The organism is Pseudomonas sp. Irchel s3h17, from assembly GCF_900187505.1.
In the GTDB taxonomy this organism is placed as follows: domain Bacteria; phylum Pseudomonadota; class Gammaproteobacteria; order Pseudomonadales; family Pseudomonadaceae; genus Aquipseudomonas.
On the sequence record NZ_FYDL01000018.1, the window covers coordinates 21,497 to 41,307 of the forward strand.

The 19,811-nt window shown below is 58.9% G+C and carries 15 protein-coding genes and 5 pseudogenes; 14 read left to right on the top strand and 6 right to left on the bottom strand.

Annotated elements, in window-relative coordinates:
* Positions 1-131 precede the first annotated feature (131 nt).
* The 8 genes and pseudogenes from iolD to CKW25_RS27165 form a co-directional block, all read left to right on the top strand.
* On the top strand, positions 132-2,063 hold the full coding sequence (gene iolD / locus CKW25_RS22285; protein WP_095082610.1) for a 3D-(3,5/4)-trihydroxycyclohexane-1,2-dione acylhydrolase (decyclizing): 1,932 nt from the start codon (positions 132-134) through the stop codon (positions 2,061-2,063).
* Positions 2,064-2,103: 40 nt separating this feature from the next.
* A complete protein-coding gene (locus CKW25_RS22290; protein ID WP_095082612.1) occupies positions 2,104-3,114 on the top strand; it encodes a Gfo/Idh/MocA family protein in 1,011 nt (336 codons plus the stop codon).
* Between the two features lie 130 nt (positions 3,115-3,244).
* Positions 3,245-4,297: a Gfo/Idh/MocA family protein gene (locus CKW25_RS22295; RefSeq protein WP_095082614.1), complete on the top strand. Its 1,053-nt coding sequence runs from the start codon at positions 3,245-3,247 to the stop codon at positions 4,295-4,297.
* A gap of 367 nt (positions 4,298-4,664) precedes the next feature.
* A complete protein-coding gene (locus CKW25_RS22300; RefSeq protein WP_095082616.1) occupies positions 4,665-5,591 on the top strand; it encodes a sugar ABC transporter substrate-binding protein in 927 nt (308 codons plus the stop codon).
* 70 nt (positions 5,592-5,661) lie between these two features.
* Positions 5,662-7,227, top strand: a complete 1,566-nt coding sequence (locus CKW25_RS22305; protein WP_095082618.1) for a sugar ABC transporter ATP-binding protein — start codon at positions 5,662-5,664, stop codon at positions 7,225-7,227.
* Positions 7,228-7,284: 57 nt separating this feature from the next.
* Positions 7,285-8,307, top strand: a complete 1,023-nt coding sequence (locus tag CKW25_RS22310; protein WP_095082620.1) for an ABC transporter permease — start codon at positions 7,285-7,287, stop codon at positions 8,305-8,307.
* A gap of 102 nt (positions 8,308-8,409) precedes the next feature.
* Positions 8,410-9,759, top strand: a complete 1,350-nt coding sequence (locus CKW25_RS22315; protein WP_095082622.1) for a carbohydrate porin — start codon at positions 8,410-8,412, stop codon at positions 9,757-9,759.
* 190 nt (positions 9,760-9,949) lie between these two features.
* Positions 9,950-10,204 (top strand): annotated as a pseudogene (locus CKW25_RS27165) (IS21 family transposase); the annotation flags it as partial.
* Between the two features lie 474 nt (positions 10,205-10,678).
* Here the strand turns inward: CKW25_RS27165 and CKW25_RS22320 are convergent.
* The 3 pseudogenes from CKW25_RS22320 to CKW25_RS22330 form a co-directional block, all read right to left on the bottom strand.
* Positions 10,679-10,798 (bottom strand): annotated as a pseudogene (locus CKW25_RS22320) (sugar ABC transporter permease); the annotation flags it as partial.
* Positions 10,788-11,796: pseudogene (locus CKW25_RS27425) on the bottom strand (DUF1302 family protein). The pseudogenes CKW25_RS22320 and CKW25_RS27425, both read right to left, overlap by 11 nt.
* 351 nt (positions 11,797-12,147) lie before the next feature.
* Positions 12,148-12,321: pseudogene (locus CKW25_RS22330) on the bottom strand (IS110 family transposase); the annotation flags it as partial.
* A gap of 269 nt (positions 12,322-12,590) precedes the next feature.
* Between CKW25_RS22330 and CKW25_RS22335 the strand changes: the two are divergent.
* Positions 12,591-12,764 (top strand): annotated as a pseudogene (locus CKW25_RS22335) (integrase core domain-containing protein); the annotation flags it as partial.
* Positions 12,765-13,080: 316 nt separating this feature from the next.
* On the opposite strand, the gene CKW25_RS22340 reads toward CKW25_RS22335, so the two are convergent.
* Positions 13,081-14,586, bottom strand: coding sequence for a methyl-accepting chemotaxis protein (locus tag CKW25_RS22340; protein WP_371855200.1), 1,506 nt, complete (start codon positions 14,584-14,586; stop codon positions 13,081-13,083).
* Positions 14,587-14,840: 254 nt separating this feature from the next.
* Positions 14,841-15,194, bottom strand: coding sequence for an osmotically-inducible lipoprotein OsmE (gene osmE, locus CKW25_RS22345; protein ID WP_095082626.1), 354 nt, complete (start codon positions 15,192-15,194; stop codon positions 14,841-14,843).
* Between the two features lie 548 nt (positions 15,195-15,742).
* On the opposite strand from osmE, the gene CKW25_RS22350 reads away from it, so the two are divergent.
* The 5 genes from CKW25_RS22350 to CKW25_RS22375 all read left to right on the top strand — a co-directional run bounded on the left by CKW25_RS22350 (position 15,743) and on the right by CKW25_RS22375 (position 18,945).
* Entirely contained in the window at positions 15,743-16,078 is a 336-nt protein-coding gene (locus CKW25_RS22350) for a hypothetical protein (RefSeq protein WP_095082628.1), read from the top strand.
* 363 nt (positions 16,079-16,441) lie between these two features.
* On the top strand, positions 16,442-16,762 hold the full coding sequence (locus CKW25_RS22360; protein WP_095082632.1) for a YbjQ family protein: 321 nt from the start codon (positions 16,442-16,444) through the stop codon (positions 16,760-16,762).
* 140 nt (positions 16,763-16,902) lie between these two features.
* Positions 16,903-17,109: a hypothetical protein gene (locus CKW25_RS22365; protein ID WP_095082634.1), complete on the top strand. Its 207-nt coding sequence runs from the start codon at positions 16,903-16,905 to the stop codon at positions 17,107-17,109.
* Positions 17,110-17,435: 326 nt separating this feature from the next.
* The gene (locus tag CKW25_RS22370; protein WP_095082636.1) at positions 17,436-17,789 is read left to right on the top strand and encodes a glycine zipper 2TM domain-containing protein; all 354 of its coding nucleotides are present in this window, start codon (positions 17,436-17,438) and stop codon (positions 17,787-17,789) included.
* A 463-nt stretch (positions 17,790-18,252) separates the two neighbouring features.
* Positions 18,253-18,945, top strand: coding sequence for an HAD-IA family hydrolase (locus tag CKW25_RS22375; RefSeq protein ID WP_095082638.1), 693 nt, complete (start codon positions 18,253-18,255; stop codon positions 18,943-18,945).
* Between the two features lie 78 nt (positions 18,946-19,023).
* On the opposite strand, the gene CKW25_RS22380 is transcribed toward CKW25_RS22375, so the two are convergent.
* Positions 19,024-19,770, bottom strand: a complete 747-nt coding sequence (locus CKW25_RS22380) for a 3-oxoacyl-ACP reductase family protein (RefSeq protein ID WP_095082640.1) — start codon at positions 19,768-19,770, stop codon at positions 19,024-19,026.
* Positions 19,771-19,811 lie beyond the last annotated feature (41 nt).

Sequence of the window (19,811 nt, forward strand, 5' to 3'; positions counted from 1 at the left end):
TGGAAATCAACTGTGGGAGCGAGCCTGCTCGCGAAGAGGGAGTGATAGTCAACATGGATGTCACCTGACAGGCCGCAATCGCGAGCAGGCTCGCTCCCACAAGGCTTTCTTCGCCTATTGAAGGATCGGTTATGACCACAACACGACTGACCATGGCCCAGGCCCTGGTGAAATTCCTCGATAACCAGTACATCGAGGTCGATGGGGTTCAAAGCAAATTCGTCGCCGGGATCTTTACCATTTTCGGCCACGGCAATGTCCTGGGCCTGGGCCAGGCCCTGGAGCAGGACAGCGGCGACCTGATCGTCCATCAGGGCCGCAACGAGCAAGGTATGGCGCACGCAGCCATCGGTTTTGCCAAGCAACACCTGCGGCGCAAGATCTACGCCTGCTCTTCATCGGTAGGCCCGGGCGCGGCGAACATGCTGACTGCCGCCGCGACGGCGACTGCCAACCGCATTCCCTTGCTGCTGTTGCCAGGCGATGTTTACGCCTGCCGTCAGCCGGACCCGGTACTGCAACAGATCGAGCAGTTCCACGATCTGAGCATCAGCACCAACGACGCGTTCAAGGCCGTGAGCAAATACTGGGACCGCATTAACCGTCCCGAACAGTTGATGACCGCGGCGATCCACGCCATGCGTGTGCTCACCGACCCCGCTGAAACAGGCGCGGTGACCCTGGCCTTGCCACAAGATGTGCAGGCCGAGGCCTACGACTACCCCGATTACTTCTTGCAAAAACGCGTGCACCGCATTGAGCGTCGTCCGGCCACCGAAGCAATGCTCGGCGATGCCTTGGCGCTGTTCAAAGGCAAGCGCAAACCGCTGATCATTTGCGGTGGTGGCGTCAGGTACTCCGGCGCCAACGCCGCATTGCAGGCGTTTGCCGAGCGCTTCGATATTCCCTTCGCCGAGACCCAGGCCGGCAAGAGTGCGGTGGTGTCCAGTCATCCGCTGAACGTTGGCGGCATTGGTGAAACCGGCTGTCTGGCGGCGAATCTGTTGGCCAGGGAAGCGGATCTGATCATCGGTGTCGGCACCCGCTACAGCGATTTCACCACCGCGTCGAAATCCCTGTTCCAGCATCCGGACGTGCAATTTCTCAACCTGAACATCAGTCCTTGCGATGCCCTGAAGCTCGACGGCGTGCAATTGTTGGCGGACGCCAAAGTCGGCTTGCAAGCCTTGGCTGAAGCCCTGGGCGACTACCGTTCTGCGTGGGGCGATCAACCGCGTCAGGCCAAGTCGCAACTGGACGAGGAAGTCGACCGTATCTATCAGGTCGAATACCAGAGCAAAGACTTCATCCCGGAAATCAACGACCACATGGACCCGGCGGTGCTGCGTGAATTCATCGAGCTGACCGGTTCCTGCCTGACCCAGAGCCGAGTGCTTGGTGTACTCAATGAAACCCTGACCGATGACGCGGTGATCGTCGCCGCGGCCGGTAGTTTGCCCGGTGACTTGCAGCGCAGCTGGCGCAGCAAGGGGGTGAACACGTATCACGTCGAGTACGGTTATTCCTGCATGGGTTACGAGGTGAATGCCGCGCTGGGTGTGAAGCTCGCCGAGCCTGAACGCGAGGTCTACGCGCTGGTCGGCGACGGCTCTTACATGATGCTGCATTCCGAACTGGCGACCTCGATTCAAGAGCGACGCAAGATCAACGTGGTGTTGCTCGACAACATGACCTTCGGTTGTATCAACAACCTGCAGATGGGCAACGGCATGGACAGCTTCGGTACCGAGTTCCGGTTCCGCAACCCGGAAACCGGCAAGCTCGACGGCGGTTTTGTGCCGGTGGATTTCGCCATGAGCGCGGCGGCTTATGGCTGCAAGACCTACAAGGTGAACACGGTTGAAGAACTGCAAGCCGCATTGGCCGATGCGCGATTGCAGACGGTGTCGACACTGATCGACATCAAGGTCCTGCCCAAAACCATGATTCACGGCTACCTGTCGTGGTGGCGGGTCGGCGTGGCGCAAGTCTCCACCAGCGCCCGTACCGATGCAGTGGCCAAGACCCTGAATGAACGACTGGTCAAGGCCCGTCAATACTGATTGCCCTGAAACGAACAACTACAAATCCAGGAGTCTTTACATGTCTTTGAAGATCGGAGTTATTGGCACCGGGGCCATCGGCCAGGACCACATTCGTCGTTGCAGCCAGACCTTGCTCAACAGCCAGGTGGTTGCGGTGACCGACATCAACCTGCAACAAGCAGCGAACGTGGTTTCCGATTTGAGGCTGACCGCCGAGGTCTATCCCGACGGCCACGCGCTGATCAACGCGCCGGAAGTCGAAGCGATCCTCGTCACCTCCTGGGGCCCGAGCCACGAAGAGTTTGTATTGGCGGCAATTGCGGCGGGTAAACCGGTGTTCTGCGAAAAGCCGCTGGCGGTCACCGCTGAAGGCTGCCGCAAAATCGTCGAGGCTGAAGTGGCCCACGGCAAACGCCTGGTGCAGGTCGGCTTCATGCGTCCGTATGACGAAGGCTATCGGGCACTCAAAGCAGTGATCGACAGCGGTCAGATTGGTGAGCCCTTGATGTTGCACTGCGCGCACCGCAATCCGACCGTGGGTGAAAACTACAAGACCGACATGGCAATCACCGACACGCTGATCCATGAGCTGGATGTGTTGCGCTGGTTGCTCGACGACGATTACGTGTCGGTGCAGGTGGTGTTCCCGCGCAAGAGCAGCAAGGCGCTCGCGCATTTGAAAGACCCGCAGGTCGTGCTGCTGGAAACCGCCAAGGGCAAGCGCATTGACGTGGAAGTGTTCGTTAACTGCCAATACGGCTACGACATCCAGTGCGAAGTCGTGGGGGAGACCGGCATCGCCAAACTGCCGGAACCGTCGCAGGTTCAGTTGCGTAGCGGGGCGAAATTGTCCAACGCGATTCTGATGGACTGGAAGGATCGTTTCATCGCGGCGTACGACGTCGAGTTGCAGGCGTTCATCGATGGCGTGCGGGCCGGGCAGGTCGGTGGGCCGTCGGCGTGGGACGGGTTTGCGGCGGCAGTGGCGGCGGATGCCTGCATCGAGGCGCAGAACAGCGGGGCGATTGTCAAAGTTGCTCTCCCTGATCGCCCACATTTCTACGGCTAACCACGGGCCCTTGTGGGAGCGAGCTTGCTCGCGATGACGGCGGTACTATTCAAAATAGATGTGACTGTCAGACCGCCATCGCGAGCAAGCTCGCTCCCACAGGGTCCGCGTTCTATAAGGAGAATATTCCATGCGTATCGGACTTGTCGGTTACGGCCATGGCGGCCGGTTTTTCCATGCTCCGCTGATCAGCAGTTTGCCGGCGGCGAAGTTTGTGGGGGTGGTCACCCGTTCGCCTGAGCGCCGACAGTTGCTGGTGGCCGAGCACCCAAGGGTGCCAGCGTTCGACAGCATCGGCCAACTGGTGGAGGCCGGGATCGATGTACTGGTGGTATCCACGCCGCTCAAGGGCCGTCCGGCGCTGGTCCTTGATGGCATCGAGCACGGTGTGGCGGTGGTCAGCGACAAACCGTTTGCCGCTGATGCGCAGCAGGCACAAACCCTGATCACCATGGCCGAGCGCCAGGGGGTGCAGCTCAGCGTCTACCAGAATCGTCGCTGGGACTCGGACTTTCTGACCGTGCGCAAACTCATCGAGTCCGGTGCACTGGGCCAGGTCACCCGTTTCGAATCGCGGATCGAACGTTATTCACCACAGGCGGTGAACAACGGCAGTGGCGGTGGCTTCCTGCGCGATCTCGGCAGCCATCTGGTGGATCAGGCTTTGCTGTTGTTCGGCCCGGTGACACGGGTCTATGCAGAACTGGATTACCTGGAAAAAGGTCAGGTCTTCGACAACGGCTTCTTTATGTCCCTGACCCATGCCAGTGGCGTGACCTCACACCTGGGCGGCAGTTGCCTGCAAAACACCCCCGGCCCGCGCTTTCGGGTGACCGGCACCCAAGGCTGTTACAGCGTCGATGGCCTGGACGGGCAAGAAGCATCGGCACTCGCCGGGCTCTCGCCAAAGTCCGAAGGTGAACGCTGGGGTGTTGAAGAGCATCGGCGCTGGGGCTGGTTCGAACAGGGCGAAGTACGCGAACGGATTCCCTCCGAGCGCGGTTGCTGGAATCAGTTCTATTTACAGCTGCAAGCCGCGTTGCAGAGCGGTGGCCCACTGCCTGTGGATGCCCGTGATGCACTGGCGACCACCCGCGTGCTAGACGCTGCGCGACTGAGCTGCGAGCGGCATCAAATGGTGGAATTGAGCCCGTTCACAAGTCATGGAATAAAATCAGAATAAAATTCTAAAATGAGTTGATATAGAAATTATTTTCCAATAAAGTCATTTCCAGGTTGCCGAGTATCAACGTCCAATCTCGCTCAAGCCAACCTTGGACGGGTGCAGGACGAACTAAAAACAAGAAACAAAAGCCAGGTACTGTCGATGAAAACCTTTAACGCTGCTTTGCCTGTTTTACGCTTCGCGCAACACCTCTTTCGCGGCCTGCCTCGCGCCTCGTTTCAATTCATTCCCCGTTTGCTTTGCGTTGAACGCAACGGCGCCCTGGTCTGCTGCATTCCAGGCGCTCCGATTGTCCGCTTGCCCCGTCACTGAAATCGTCACGCCTCATCCATAAAACCAACAATAATGTGGAGAAAGACTTTTCATGAAGACCAAGATCCGCTTCGCCTCACTTGCCTTGTCCCTGATGTTCGCCAGTGGAGCGGCGCTCGCCGATATGAAGATCGGTGTCAGCATGTCCCAATTCGATGACACCTGGCTGACCTACCTGCGCGAATCCATGGACAAGAAAGCCAAGTCCTATCCCGATGGCGTGCAGCTGCAATTCGAAGACGCCCGCAGCGACGTGGTCAAGCAGTTGAGCCAGGTCGAAAACTTCATCAGCCAGAAGGTCGATGCCATCGTGGTCAATCCGGTGGATACCGCTGCTACCCGTAAAATCACCGAGGCCGCCGTCAAGGCCGGCATCCCGCTGGTCTACGTCAACCGCCGCCCCGATGACCTGAAACTGCCCAAAGGCGTAGTCACTGTCGCTTCCAATGATCTGGAGGCCGGTGAAATGCAGATGCAGTACCTGGCCGACAAAATGGGCGGCAAGGGCGACATCGTGATTCTGCTGGGCGACCTCGCAAACAACTCCACCACCAACCGTACCAAGGGCGTCAAAGACGTGCTGGCCAAATACCCGAATATCAAGATCGAGCAAGAGCAGACAGGTATCTGGCAGCGGGATAAAGGCATGACCTTGGTCAACGACTGGCTGACCCAGGGCCGCAAGTTTGACGCGGTCGTCGCCAACAACGACGAAATGGCCATTGGTGCCGCGATGGCCTTGCAACAGGCCGGCGTCAACAAGGGCAGCGTACTGATCGCGGGTGTCGACGGTACGCCGGACGGCTTGAACGCGATCAAGAAAGGCAACATGACGGTGTCGGTGTTCCAGGACGCCAAGGGTCAGGCGGACGGTTCGATCGACACCGCCGTGAAAATGGCCAAAAACGAGCCGGTTGAACAGGCCGTGTGGGTGCCATACCGCTTGATCACCCCGCAAAACGTCGACACGTTCAAATAGCCCGTCCGTTCAATAACAACAATAAATACGCAAGGTTGCGACCGCGACCTTGCTGATGGAGTATCTGATCATGTTCGCTTCAGCGACTGCTTCGAGCACCCCGTTGGTGGGTATCCAGCCAACTGTAACGCCCGTCGATGAGCCGTACCTGCTGGAGATCATCAACGTCAGCAAGGGTTTTCCCGGTGTAGTGGCGTTGTCCGATGTACAGCTGCGGGTGCGCCCCGGTTCCGTGCTGGCCCTGATGGGCGAAAATGGCGCCGGCAAATCCACCCTGATGAAAATCATCGCCGGTATCTATCAGCCGGACGCCGGTGAACTGCGCCTGAGAGGCAAACCGGTAGTCTTCGAAACGCCACTGGCGGCGCTCCAGGCCGGCATCGCGATGATCCACCAGGAACTCAACCTGATGCCGCACATGAGCATTGCCGAGAACATCTGGATCGGCCGTGAGCAACTCAACGGTTTCCACATGATCGATCACCGGGAAATGCACCGCTGCACGGCGGAATTGCTGGAGCGCCTGCGAATCAACCTCGATCCGGAAGAGCAGGTGGGCAACCTGAGCATCGCCGAACGGCAGATGGTCGAGATCGCCAAAGCGGTGTCCTACGACTCCGACGTCCTGATTATGGACGAACCGACTTCGGCCATCACCGACAAGGAAGTCGCCCACCTCTTTTCGATCATTGCCGACCTCAAAAGCCAAGGCAAAGGCATCATCTACATCACCCACAAAATGAACGAAGTATTCGCTATTGCCGATGAAGTGGCGGTGTTCCGCGACGGCGCCTACATAGGCCTGCAGCGGGCCGACAGCATGGACAGCGATAGCCTGATTTCGATGATGGTCGGTCGCGAATTGAGCCAGTTGTTTCCGATACGCGAAAAGCCGATTGGTGATCTGTTGCTGTCGGTGCGCGACCTCAAACTGGATGGCATTTTCAAAGGCGTCTCTTTCGACCTGCATGCCGGGGAAATCCTTGGCATTGCCGGGTTGATGGGCTCCGGACGGACCAACGTTGCCGAAGCGATTTTCGGCATTACCCCAAGCGACAGTGGTGAGATTCGTCTCGATGGCGAGGTGGTGCGCATCAGCGACCCACACATGGCCATCGAGAAGGGCTTCGCACTGTTGACCGAGGATCGCAAGCTCAGCGGCCTGTTCCCGTGCCTCTCGGTACTGGAGAACATGGAAATGGCGGTGCTGCCGCACTACGCCGGCCACGGATTCATCCAGCAAAAAGCCTTGCGGGTTTTGTGCGAAGACATGTGCAAAAAACTGCGGGTGAAAACCCCTTCACTGGAGCAGTGCATCGATACCTTGTCCGGTGGTAATCAGCAGAAAGCCTTGTTGGCGCGCTGGCTGATGACCAACCCACGAATCCTGATTCTCGACGAGCCGACCCGCGGTATCGATGTCGGCGCCAAGGCCGAGATTTACCGGCTCATCTCCTACCTCGCCAGCGAAGGCATGGCGGTGATCATGATTTCTTCAGAGCTGCCGGAAGTGCTCGGCATGAGCGACCGGGTGATGGTCATGCACGAGGGCGACCTGATGGGCACCCTCGACCGCAGCGAAGCCACTCAGGAACGAGTGATGCAACTGGCCTCGGGCATGTCCGCGGTTCATTAATGGATGCCGGCGGTGGCTACGGCTGCCGTCGATGACGCGATAGAGAGGTGAGTGGTTATGAACGCGATACTGGAAAACAAACCGGCAACGGCAGCGATCAAGAGTCGCCGGCGCTTTCCGACCGAGCTGAGCATCTTCCTGGTGCTTATTGGTATCGGCCTGGTGTTCGAAGTGTTCGGCTGGATCGTGCGCGACCAGAGCTTCCTGATGAACGCCCAGCGCTTGGTGCTGATGATCCTGCAAGTGTCGATCATCGGCCTGCTGGCGATTGGCGTAACCCAGGTGATCATCACCACCGGCATCGACCTGTCATCGGGCTCGGTGCTGGCCTTATCGGCGATGATCGCCGCCAGCCTGGCGCAGACCTCGGATTTCGCTCGGGCGGTATTTCCGTCGCTGACCGACTTGCCGGTGTGGATTCCAGTGATTGTCGGGCTCGGCGTCGGGCTGCTGGCGGGAGCAATCAACGGCAGCATCATTGCCATCACCGGGATTCCACCGTTCATTGCCACCTTGGGCATGATGGTCTCGGCCCGTGGCCTGGCGCGTTACTACACCGAAGGCCAGCCGGTGAGCATGCTATCGGATTCCTACACGGCCATCGGTCACGGCGCGATGCCGGTGATCATTTTTCTGGTGGTGGCGGTGATCTTCCACATCGCGCTGCGCTACACCAAGTACGGTAAATACACCTACGCCATCGGCGGCAACATGCAGGCGGCGCGTACGTCCGGTATTAACGTCAAACGCCATCTGGTAATCGTCTACAGCATCGCCGGGTTGCTGGCGGGATTGGCGGGCGTGGTGGCTTCGGCCCGTGCCGCCACCGGGCAGGCCGGGATGGGCATGTCCTATGAACTGGATGCGATTGCCGCAGCGGTCATCGGCGGTACCAGCCTGGCGGGCGGGGTGGGGCGCATCACCGGCACGGTCATCGGCGCACTGATCCTTGGGGTGATGGCCAGCGGGTTCACTTTCGTCGGGGTCGATGCCTACATCCAGGACATCATCAAAGGCTTGATCATCGTGGTCGCGGTGGTCATCGACCAATACCGCAACAAGCGCAAACTCAAGCGCTGAGTTTGACTGCAAACAGCGAGGGCCTGTTCTGGCTCTCGTTTCACCATCCCCCCCCCATCACGCATTGAAATAAGCCTATAACAATAAAACGAGGAAGTAGGGATGAAAATGAAACACGTCAATGCTCGGTTGATCTGCCAAATGTCAGCTGCGGCGATACTGGTTCTGGCCGGTAATGCGATGGCCGATGATGCGTTCAGTGCCGACTCCAAGTGGATGACGGGCGACTGGGGTGGCGAGCGGACCAAGCTGATCGAGCAGGGCATCGACATCAAAATGGACTACGTCGGTGAAGTCGGCGGTAACCTCCACGGCGGCTACAACGACGACAAGACTGCGCGTTACGCCGACCAGTTTGGCCTGGGCGCGGCGCTGGACCTGGAAAAATTGCTCGGCTGGGATAACACCCAGGCCAAGATCCAGCTCACCAACCGTAACGGCGAGAACATCTCCAATGACCGTATCGGCGACCCGCGTGCCGGCACCTTGAGTTCCTCTCAGGAAGTCTACGGCCGTGGCCATATGGTCCGCCTGACCCAGTTGTGGATCCAGCATCAGTTCTTCGACAACACACTGGACGTCAAGGCCGGTTACTTCGGTGAAGGCGAAGACTTCAACACCTTCCCGTGTGAGTTCCAGAACCTGGCGTTCTGCGGCTCCCAGGTGGGTAACTGGGCCACCAACATCTGGTACAACTGGCCGGTCATGCAGGCAGCGGTCCGCGTGAAGTACAACATCTCGCCTGAGTTCTATGCGCAGATCGGCGCGTACAACCAGAACCCGTCGCAACTGGAGCACGGTAACGGCTTCAAGCTCAGCGGCAGTGGCACTGCAGGTACCGTGTTGCCGGTCGAACTGGTCTGGTTGCCTAACCCTAACAACCTGCCGGGCGAATACCGTGTCGGTTACTACAAAAGCACCGCCGAGGCCAATGACGTTCTCAAGGACGACAACGGCAATGATGCGGCCACCAGCGGCAACGCCTACCGCAGCCACAGCAGCAAGCACGGCTACTGGTTCGTTGCGCAGCAACAACTCACCAGCCACAACGGTGACAAGACCCGCGGTCTGAACATTGCGGCCAACGCCACGTTCCACGACAAGGACACCAACTTCGTCGACAACTACCAGTCGCTGATGTTTGTGTACAAGGGCCCGTTCGATGCGCGTCCTAAAGATGACATGGGCATCGGTTTCGCCCGCACCCACGTCAACGATGACGTGAAGAAAAACGCCGAGCTGGTCAACGCGGCCAACAATGTCACTGATTACGAGAACCCACTGTTCTCGCCACTGCGGACCACCGAGTACAACTACGAGCTCAACTACGGTTTCCACGTTACCAACTGGCTGACCGTGCGTCCTAACCTGCAATACATCACTCATCCTGGCGGCGTGGACGAAGTCGATGACGCGCTGGTGGCCGGCCTGAAAATTCAGTCGGTGTTCTAACGGGTCTGCAATAATCTTCTCTCAATTCGCGCATATTTGCGGACAGCCAAGGCTGTCCGTTTTTTTTGCATGGGCAGCCTTGGCTGCCCATTTTATATAGTGCGCAGGCATGGCGTGTTGCGCACAAATGCAACCAGCCTGGCTGTGATGGTCACGCTGGTGAGTGGGAGGTGCAAGTCCTCCATACCCCGAAAGTCTGATCGATGGCGGGCGGTACAGGTCTTACATGACGCTGTGCACCAGACGGGCATTCTGGTTGCGTAACCCAGCCAGGGGTACGAGAGGTTGTCCGATGCCCATACCCGCTCGTTTGGTGCGCCGGGTGGGAGGCCATGTCGCAGCATCAATGACGATATGAAGGCAAGTGTCGCCAAGAATCAATAAGGGTAAAAAACGGATGCTCAACACACGGTTTGCGGTGATGTGCGCGCACTACAAGTTTGAGGATTGAGCGCGGCCTGGAGCGCTGGGCAATTAAGCGCCGGTTGCCGATCTACCGCCGTAATGCCAGCTCAAGCGGGAGCTGAGACGTCAGCCAACGGTGATCGGATCATGGCGCAGGAATGGCTGGCTGTTCCCATGGCCAAACAGCAAAGCACGAGAGGCAAGCCAAGACTGCGGAGTATCAGCAAGCGACACAAGCGATGCTGGCTCATTCGGTGCGCCGGTTTTATTTGAATATGCCGGACCGACAAATGGGCGCGCTGGCAAACGAGGTCCGCCTGCTGTTGTGCACCTGAATCAGAAAGGTTGTGGTCTGCGGATTAGCTAACAAACCGGGTCGAATCGCCTGAGCTATTACGGCAAACCATACTGGATTTAAAGCGAGGTCAAGCGCGATAGATCGCCTGATCTTGCTGTTGCCCGACCATCGCCTCTACCTGGTTTACAAGCGTGCGAACGCCGCAGACAACAAGCGTTAGCGCCGTCCTGCCCGCGTACTGACATCCCCCCCAACCGCCAACACCCAAATGCTTCCCCTGACGATCATCTGCCAGTAGTTGTCGACGTCCAGCATCGACATCCCGTTATCCGGGCTGCGCCGCACACGACGTTGAGCGGCGGTAGGACCAGGCCATGCGCGGGTCTTTGAGTTGGTCGATCGCTTCATGGACCAGCAACACGTTGCCCGCCATGCGCGCCAGCGAAGTGACCTCCTTCTTGGCATAAAAGAGGACGTTGGCGCTTTGCTGCGAATCGGTATCCTTCATCTGCCAGGGAAAACCGACGCTCTGCTGGACATTGACGAGGGTGTAGCTGCCATTTACCTGCGATGTCACCTGCACCAGGTTTTGCATGAAACTCGTGCCGCGGTAGCGGGTTAGGTGGTTCAATACGACCTCGAGACCGGACTTCGGAATCGGGAACGCGGTGTAGTGCGACTTCTCGAAGTTCTGCAAACCATAACCATCTTTCACGGCGACGGTATTCAGCGCGCTGGATTTTACCGCGGCATAGATGTCCTGGGGCGAGGAAGCCGTACGCTGAGTCTTGTACACCGGGATCTTGTAGGTGTCTGGATAGCGCTGAAACATCGCCATCTGGCCCGGCGTCAACTTGTCTTTGTACTCGGGGCGGCGCAAGGCCGCCACGTCGATCGGATTGATGCTGCTGATCGAGTTACCGATGAAGGTACTTTCGCCCCAGCTCACCACCTGCTTGTCCAGGCGCACGTTGCCCTGCAGATCGTCGATGTTGTAGTTGTGGTAGACGAAGCTGTCGAGGAACATCGCCCCCGATGACTTGGCTGCACGCTGGCGACCGTGATCGTCGATGTCATAGAACGGACGGCTCTCGTCTTTCAGCTCGAAGTCGTACCAATGCTTGCCGCGCAAGAAAGCGCCGCTGTCGCCATATTTCAGTTCCAGGTCATGCACGCCTTTAAAAAACCTCGAGAAGGTCTCGCCCTTCTTGAAGTTCAAGCGGTTGTCATCGCGGGTACGCGCGGACGAGTTGCCCCTGACCCCTTGTGAATTGAAGTTGGAGATAAAGTCCGGGTCGCGGTGCGCGAACTGACCAACTGGACCCAAGCGACAACTAACTGTCGAAGCTGCCCTGAATCTCCCCGCTGAAGTTGTCTGCGTAAGCCGGTGGATTGATGCCCAAAGCAACAGCCGTGGCCAGCAGTTGCGGCCGAAAAAATCCGCGCATTGTTGTTTTTCTCATGTGTACTCCGAGTGGGGTGAAAAGTGTGTAAGCGCTGAACCCGCATGCGGATAGTTGCGGACCTGACTGGTCAGTTCTCAGTGCCGTCCCGATGCTACGGACAGCAGCGCCTGACCAGCCCACTCGGTTGGAGGGGAAAAGGAGTGGGTGGCGTGGGGGGCTGCAGATCTTTTCGAGTCGAACAAAAAAATGTGGGAGCAACTGTCTTAACCATGCCACTCGTCAGCACCATTCAGTACCGTCCCGTAGCATGGCATTCAGTCTGATCAGCAGTATCCGCATGCAGGCAATGAGCGCGACTTTTGCGCTCTTGCCTCGTTCCCCAAGCGCGTCATAGCGTGCTTTAAAGTCAGCCTGATAACGAATCACTACCCAGCAGGACATGTAAAGCGCACGTGAGCGGCCAGCGAACATCTCGGTGAAGTGCTGGTGCTGCGCCTTCCAGAACAGACGGTCCCACTGCCAGACAAAGCGCGAGTCCTCCTGAGGGCCAAGTTTTTCCAGCAGCAGCGAATAGAACTGCGGTTCGATCGAACCCAGCGTAATGAACCCGCTATCAGCGCAGCGATAGGTGGCATAGAACGGCGAGCTGTCATGAATATTCTTGCGGCGCTCATCACCCATAAAGCCCAGGTTACGAGTCGAAAGCATCAGCTGGAGCATGTGCCCAATATGCGAGTCGTTTATTTCGTCAGCGGCTCTGGCGCTATCGCATTCGCCAGAGCATGAGTCGCCGGGGAAACTGCTGGGACAATGCGCCGATGGAGCGAGTGTTCCGGAGTTTGAAAACCGAATGGATACCGACCACAGGCTGCCGAACGGCTCAAGAGGCCCAGCGTGTTGACTCACCCACATAGGTAACAAAACAGTTCAAGCACAAGGTGAGCGAAGAAAAATGCGTATGACAACTGTTCCTGAATCGGAAAAAACTCACGTGTAAATCGTCATGCGGATGACCGGCCGGCGTAGGCTGAATACCGGGGACGGGAAGATGACTCGTGAAACCTTTTGGTATCCGGTCGCTGCTCTGGTAGGCCGCGTGCTTGCCAGGCCGTTGCTGGTGAATGCCATTGCTCACGACAACCCCCTGGCGCGTTCGGCGCACGCCAGGGGATTTGTGTTGTTCGGTGGCGGGCGAGCCGGGCCCGTTACGCTCTATCGATTGAATCGCTCGACCAGGGAGTACTGGGTGAATGCCGTCTGGGTCAGTTCCTTGCTCAGGTCCGCGGAGTGGCGGGCCTGTTCCGAGGTTTGGTCGGCCAGGTGGGCGATGGTGGTGATGTTGCGGCTGATCTCCTCGGCGACGGCGGTCTGCTCTTCGGTGGCGGCGGCGATCTGGGTGGTCATGTCGGTGATGTTGGCCACCGCCTCGCTGATGCCCACCAGGGCCTTGTCGGCCTCTAGCACCCAGGCTACGCCTTCTTCGGCCTGGCGATGGCCGCTTTCCATGGTCTGTACGGCGTTATGGGATGAGGTCTGGAGTTTGCTGATCAGGTCATGGATCTGGGTCGTGGACTGGGAGGTGCGCTGCGCCAGTTGGCGAACCTCGTCGGCCACCACCGCGAAGCCCCGGCCCATATCGCCGGCGCGTGCCGCTTCGATGGCGGCGTTGAGGGCCAGCAGGTTGGTCTGGTCGGCGATGCCTTTGATGACGTCGACGACGGTGCCGATTTCATTGCTGTCCCTGGCCAGTTGCGCGACGGTTTGCCCGGTTTCCCCGACGACGGTGGAAAGGCGCTCGATGGCCGCGCGGGTGTCCCGGGCCACGTCGCGTCCGCGTGCGGTCAGCAGGTTGGCTTCCTGGGTGGCGTCCGCTGTGCGCTGGACATGGCTGGCGACTTCCTGGGTGGTCGCGGCCATCTGGTTGACGGCAGCGGACACTTGCTCGGTTTCGACGCGCTGGCGATCGAGGCCTCTTGAGCTGTCGGCAGCCAGCACGTCGGATTGTCCGGCCAGCCCGCTCAGTTGTTCGGCGGTGTCCTGCAAGCGCGTCAGGCATGTTTTCAGGCGCGCCGCCTGGCTGACGAAGGCGGCCTCCAGGCGGCCTTGGGGTCCGCGTTCATCGCTGTACATCTGCGCGATCAGTGCATCGGAGGTGGAAGGCTCGGCCATTTGCAGCAGGCGCAGGGTGCCTTGTTTCTGCCAGCGCGAGGTGAGCAAGCCGAGCGGTACGGCGACGCCGGCGGTCACGGCAATCGCCACGGGCGCGCTGAGGAACAACCCGCTCATGGTGCCCGCCAGCCCCATGGCCAGGTACGGCAGGCAGTCCAGCAGGGCCGGTTGCCAGGTGTCCTGGCGGGGGATGGCCGGTTTGCCCTGGGTGATGCGTTTATAGAGGGATTCGCCCCGGCGGATCTGATCGGCTGTGGGCTTGACCCTGACCGATTCAAAGCCCACCACCCGGCGGCCTTCGAATATTGGCGTGACGTAAGCGTTGACCCAGTAGTGATCGCCGTTTCGGGAGCGGTTCTTGACGATCCCCATCCACGGACGCCCTTGCTTGAGTGCGCTCCACATATGGGCAAACACGGCCGGGGGCACGTCGGGGTGGCGGACGATGTTTTGCGGCGCGCCAATCAAATCGGCTCTGTCAAAACCACTGATGTCGACGAAGGCGTCGTTACAGTAGGTAATGACACCGCGGGCGTCGGTCGTGGAGATGAGCTTCTGTTGCGGGGCAAGCGCAACTTCGCGTTGGGTGACGGGCTGGTTGTTTCTCATTCCTGATGCTCCCTGGGTCCTGTCAAAGGACATCGGCAAGTATCGGGAAAATATGAGCGAATGTTTCTAAAACTCATTAAATAACAATGAGTTGTATTTACTGTTTGTCCGTGACTTGGCTCCGGGCAGGAAGATTTCCCATGCTATTGAATGACATGGATAACGGTTTCGGAAGGGGAGTGGCGCTCTATCCCCTAGTACCCGCCACCCCCACCGCCGCTGGAGGGCTCCCGTGCTTTTTGCTGTGCATGACTCCATTCGGCGCAGGTCATGAATCCCGTGTGATCGACCTTGCCGTAACTGTCAAAACTGACGCTGTAGGTGTGTTTGTGTTCCGCCTGGGTCAGCAGGTAGTCAAAGCAACTGCCAGGCTCGACGGTGCGTTCGCTGATGGACAGGGGCTTACCGCCGATCTGCTGGACCTGATCCTTGCTCATGCCGTTTTCGACGTTGGCGAACAGCGGTTGGTCCCGATAGATCTGAGCGTAGGAAGTGCATCCCGCCACCGTCGAAAATCCGACGAGCAGTGCGACGAGGGGTATGTTCATGGCCGGGCTCCCGGAGTGAGTACCGCGAAGAGACACCTGGGTGCATCAGTTCAAGTAAAGTCGAGTTCGGCGGGGTTCGCCAAATCGTCTCGGGGGCTCCGAGGGGCGGGAAGGGCAGGCAACAAAAAGCCCGCGCAATGGCGCAATGCTGTTCAATTAAGCGAACGCCGACCTTTGTAGGAGCGAGCGCGCTCGCGATGAACTCAAGAACTACGTGATTACTCAGAAAGTACGCGTAATCGTTAACGTCCATCGCGAGCTAGCTCGCTCCTACAATTGCGACCTCATCACCTTAACTGAACAGCATTGCGCGCAATGGCGGGCTGTCTGTTTGGGGGGCTGGTTCCATCAGCGAGGCGGAGTGTGCTCTGTGGACCTTGCCCAAGCAACGGTCAGGCGACGAAATGCCAAGGTAGAAGGCACGGTCGATCAATGGCGCCCGGGCGGTATTCACACACGCCTGGCGGGTACGGCCTCAAGCTTTCGCAGGGGCTGGATGTCTACCCGATGTGAAGCTACATTTCTCCTTTTGACGACAAGGAACCATCATGCGGATATGGGCAGTGGCGCTTGCAGGCGCGGTGTTGGCCGGATGTTCATTGCCGACGTCCCTGGTGCCGGGCGAACCGAATGTCAGCAAGGTATCGGCCAAGCCTCCCAAGGAGTACGCCGCTTGCGTGCTGCCGCTCTGGCAGCGAGAGATCCCGAAGACCACCCAGGTCTCGATCTCCAACGGATTCAGGATCAACGCCCCCAGTATCATCACCGCCGATGAAATCCTCGACATCGTCAAGTACAAGGACGGTAGCCGGGTGTCGCTCTATCAAGGACCGCCATGGGCCAAGACCGATGCGCTGCGCAAGGCGGTACGCAATTGCCTGTAGTTCGCAGGCCTTGCCCGGTGACAAGGTGAAGGGCGTTTGCTGTCGGTCAAGGGTTCGCTTGAGTCTCACAGACGAAGTAATTGCTCTGGCGATTCTTGGCGGTGAGGTCTTTTGTCAGCTGCTTGGCCGCCGCGACACACCGAGCATAGCCGTCGGGCTGGGCCCAATGCTCAAGGGGGATCACCTGGCAATCTGTGCGCGATGCGTCCGTGCACAGGTACAGCAGTAAAAACACCGTCATACAGACCCCTGCACGTTCGATATCGCAATCGGTGGCGCAATTCGTGCCTCAAGTCTTCAGTATGTACGTCTCAATGACTTCGGCCAGTTCGCGGCCGATTTCCAGCCCATCAAGGACAGTTCATGATTATCACCACGACCCACTCCATCGAAGGCCGGCAGATTGCGGCGTACCTGGACATCGTCAGCGCGGAGTCCGTGCAGGGCATCAACGTCGTACGGGATATTTTCGCCGGGATGCGCGACTTTTTCGGTGGGCGTTCGCAGACGCTGGAACGCGCGTTGAAGGATGCGCGGGCCCAGGCAACGGAAGAACTCAAGGAGCGCGCGCGGAGTGTGCAGGCCGATGCCGTGGTCGGGGTGCACTACGAAATCAGCATTCCCTCCGGCAAGGGCAGTATGTTGATGGTCTTTGTGACGGGGACGGCGGTCAGGCTCAAGTAGGCGGCGTGACCGTTTGTCGGGTGTTAAGGTTTTGAAACAATAGTCCATTAATGACCGGCTAGTCTCAGTCTTCTTGAAGGTCGGTGCTTTTTAGGCAATCAGTTGCTTGCCGGTATTGACCTGTCTGGAGGAGCAGGGAGATGAGCGATCCTTACATCGAAGATGATGGAGCGGAGTATCCAGTGAATAATTGCGTGCGCTGCGGGCAGACGGATTACGTTTCGAGTTTTGCTGGAGTACCGGCCGAACCGGGCCATGCACGTCTGTCGACAGTGACCAGGGCCACGGCAAAGCCGTTTATGCCCAAGGTGGCGGCCCCTGTGCGCAAGCCAGTCGCTAAAGTGTAGGCAGGCCCGGCCAAAGAGCGGTTTTCTGTGGGTGGAGTTCGTTACGGCAAGCGTTGTCACACTGTGTAACTGTGTATCTGGTTTGTCGGACGAGAGATTTTCTTTCACGTTTCTTTCACAAGCGCATCAGTAGGCTCAGGTCATCCGTTAAAAGCAATCTTCTCAGCCCGTTCCCCAGCGGGCTTTTTTTTGCCTGCGATAAAACTCTTGGCGTAAATGCTGTCAAACTTGCGCGCTCAGGAAGGAGGGCCGGGTTCCGGAGTGAACAACCCCCTTTCCAGGCATCCCGTTTTTTACTGTTCAGTACACTGTTTGAGGTTTATGTCATGCGTTTAACTCTGCCTGCTCTGGTTTTGGGGCTTTTGGTCGCTCAAGGTGCGATGGCCAGTGACGGCACCGCAGCACTGGGTGGCGGTCTTGGTGGCGCGCTGGGTAACGCAGTGGGTCACAAGCTGGGCGGTAGCACCGGTGCTGCGATCGGCGCAGGTGTCGCAGGCGCGGCCGGTGGTGCGGCTGGCGCAAGCAAAGGCAGCCGTACCGAAGCCGCCATTGGCGGTGGTATCGGTGCTGCCGGTGGTTCGGTGATCGGCAACAAGCTGGGCGGCAAGTCCGGCTCCACCATCGGTGCAGGCATCGGCGGTGCGGCGGGTAGCGCAGTGGGTAGCAAAATGGCCAAGTAGGGTCACTGATCCTGGCGGCTCGATGTACAAGAACCCGGCGAATGCCGTAATGCTGTTCAGTTAAGGAAATGAGACCGCACGTGTAGGAGCGAGCGTGCTCGCGATGAACTCAAGAACCACGCGTTTATTCAGAAAATACGCGTAATCGTTGACGTCCATCGCGAGCGCGCTCGCTTCTACACAGGTCGGCGTTCGTTTAACTGAACAGCATTACGGCGAATGCCGGGTTTTTTTTATGACGTTCTACAAGGCATTCCACACGCACGGGAGTGAGCGCCGTGTCGTCTGCGCCCGGGACTTGATCTGGACAACGATCTGAAGGGTGGGGGCGTAAACAGTTGCTGGATGTAAATCAGGCTCGCTATGCTGCTGAACCCTTTAATCGATGGTGACAGGGGTGATCAGGACGATGGCCGTACCTGAGCCGTTCCCGGAATGTTGTGTTGATAACGGATCAGAAGCGATGAATGCACCGCTGGATGTGGGCCCGATCAAGGCCGTGATATTCGATATGGATGGTCTGTTGCTCGACACCGAGGGCATTTACACCGAGGTCACGCAGATCATTGCGCAACGCTACGGTCGCACGTTCGACTGGAGCATCAAGCAAAACATCATCGGCCGTGGCGCGGCGGACCTGGCGCGCTATGTGGTGCAGGCGCTGGAGCTACCGATCAGCGCCGAAGAGTTTCTGGTGATCCGCGAACCCTTGATGCGCGAGCGCTTTCCACGTGCGCCGGCGATGCCGGGGGCGCGGGAGTTGGTGGAGCACCTGAAGGCCAACAACATTCCAATCGCCGTGGGCACCAGTTCTTCGAGCCAGTCCTTCGCGCAGAAAACCACGCAGCACCGTGACTGGTTTGCACTGTTCGATACCATCGTGACCGCTGACGATCCCGAGGTGGGCGCGGCCAAGCCGGCGCCGGATATTTTCCTGACGGCAGCCCGACGCCTGGGCGTGGCGCCTGCAGACTGCCTGGTCTTCGAGGACTCACCCTTTGGTGTCACCGCCGCGAAAGCCGCGGGGATGACGGCGGTCGCGGTACCGGACGCGGCGATGGCGGACGAAAAGTACGCCCATGCCGATCGCATCCTGCGTTCGTTGAAGGCCTTTGCGCCGCAGGCGTATGGCCTGCCGGTGCTTGAACTGGCATGACGGGCTAAGGCTCGACAGCAAAACGCCGGGTGACCTGATGGAGGTGACCCGGCGTTTTGCTTTAAGGGGGATCGTGGATCAGGCGCCAAACCCACCGTCGATGGTCAGGCTGGCTCCGGTGATGTATCCGGCTTCGGGGCCAACGAGGTAGGCGACAAAACTGGCGATCTCGGCGGCGGTGCCGTAGCGCCCGACGGCCATCAGCGGGATCAGGCTATCGGCAAACTCACCATGGGCCGGGTTCATGTCGGTGTCGACCGGGCCGGGCTGTACATTGTTGATGGTGATCCCCCGTGGTCCGAGGTCGCGGGCCAGGCCTTTGGTCAGGCCCACCAGTGCGGCTTTGCTCATGGCGTAGGGACCGCCGCCGGCGAAGGGCATGCGGTCGGCGTTGGTGCTGCCGATATTGATGATGCGCCCCCCTTCGGTCATGTGCCTGGCGGCTTCCTGAGTGGCGATGAACACGCTGCGCACGTTAATGGCCAGGGTCTGGTCGAAGTCTTCGAGCTTGAATTCTGGCAGTGGGGCAACCGCCAGCACACCGGCGTTGTTGACCAGGATGTCCAGTCGCCCGAAGGTTTCGGCCGTGGTGTTGACGGCATGGCGGATGGCATCGGCATCGGCGCTGTCCGCCTTGATGGCCAATGCTTTGCCACCGCTGGCGGTGATGCTGTCCTGCAACTCCCGGGCCTTGGCGCTGGAGCTGACGTAGGTAAAGGCGACGGTGGCGCCTTCAGCAGCCAGGCGCTTGACGATGGCGGCACCGATGCCGCGGGAGCCGCCCTGGATCAGAGCAACTTTACCGCTGAGGTGTTGAGTGGTCATGTCGATCTCCAATGTCCCGGGGCGAGCTGCCTCGGTTGATG

What these genes read in the sequence shown, in the direction of transcription:
- iolD (WP_095082610.1), top strand. Translation starts at nt 132, where the DNA reads ATGACCACAACACGACTGACCATGGCCCAGGCCCTGGTGAAATTCCTC.
- CKW25_RS22360 (WP_095082632.1), top strand. Translation starts at nt 16,442, where the DNA reads ATGATTATCACCACGACCCACTCCATCGAAGGCCGGCAGATTGCGGCG.
- CKW25_RS22300 (WP_095082616.1), top strand. Translation starts at nt 4,665, where the DNA reads ATGAAGACCAAGATCCGCTTCGCCTCACTTGCCTTGTCCCTGATGTTC.
- CKW25_RS22375 (WP_095082638.1), top strand. Translation starts at nt 18,253, where the DNA reads ATGAATGCACCGCTGGATGTGGGCCCGATCAAGGCCGTGATATTCGAT.
- CKW25_RS22295 (WP_095082614.1), top strand. Translation starts at nt 3,245, where the DNA reads ATGCGTATCGGACTTGTCGGTTACGGCCATGGCGGCCGGTTTTTCCAT.
- CKW25_RS22370 (WP_095082636.1), top strand. Translation starts at nt 17,436, where the DNA reads ATGCGTTTAACTCTGCCTGCTCTGGTTTTGGGGCTTTTGGTCGCTCAA.
- osmE (WP_095082626.1), bottom strand. Translation starts at nt 15,194, where the DNA reads ATGAACATACCCCTCGTCGCACTGCTCGTCGGATTTTCGACGGTGGCG.
- CKW25_RS22380 (WP_095082640.1), bottom strand. Translation starts at nt 19,770, where the DNA reads ATGACCACTCAACACCTCAGCGGTAAAGTTGCTCTGATCCAGGGCGGC.
- CKW25_RS22365 (WP_095082634.1), top strand. Translation starts at nt 16,903, where the DNA reads ATGAGCGATCCTTACATCGAAGATGATGGAGCGGAGTATCCAGTGAAT.
- CKW25_RS22315 (WP_095082622.1), top strand. Translation starts at nt 8,410, where the DNA reads ATGAAAATGAAACACGTCAATGCTCGGTTGATCTGCCAAATGTCAGCT.
- CKW25_RS22350 (WP_095082628.1), top strand. Translation starts at nt 15,743, where the DNA reads ATGCGGATATGGGCAGTGGCGCTTGCAGGCGCGGTGTTGGCCGGATGT.
- CKW25_RS22305 (WP_095082618.1), top strand. Translation starts at nt 5,662, where the DNA reads ATGTTCGCTTCAGCGACTGCTTCGAGCACCCCGTTGGTGGGTATCCAG.
- CKW25_RS22290 (WP_095082612.1), top strand. Translation starts at nt 2,104, where the DNA reads ATGTCTTTGAAGATCGGAGTTATTGGCACCGGGGCCATCGGCCAGGAC.
- CKW25_RS22310 (WP_095082620.1), top strand. Translation starts at nt 7,285, where the DNA reads ATGAACGCGATACTGGAAAACAAACCGGCAACGGCAGCGATCAAGAGT.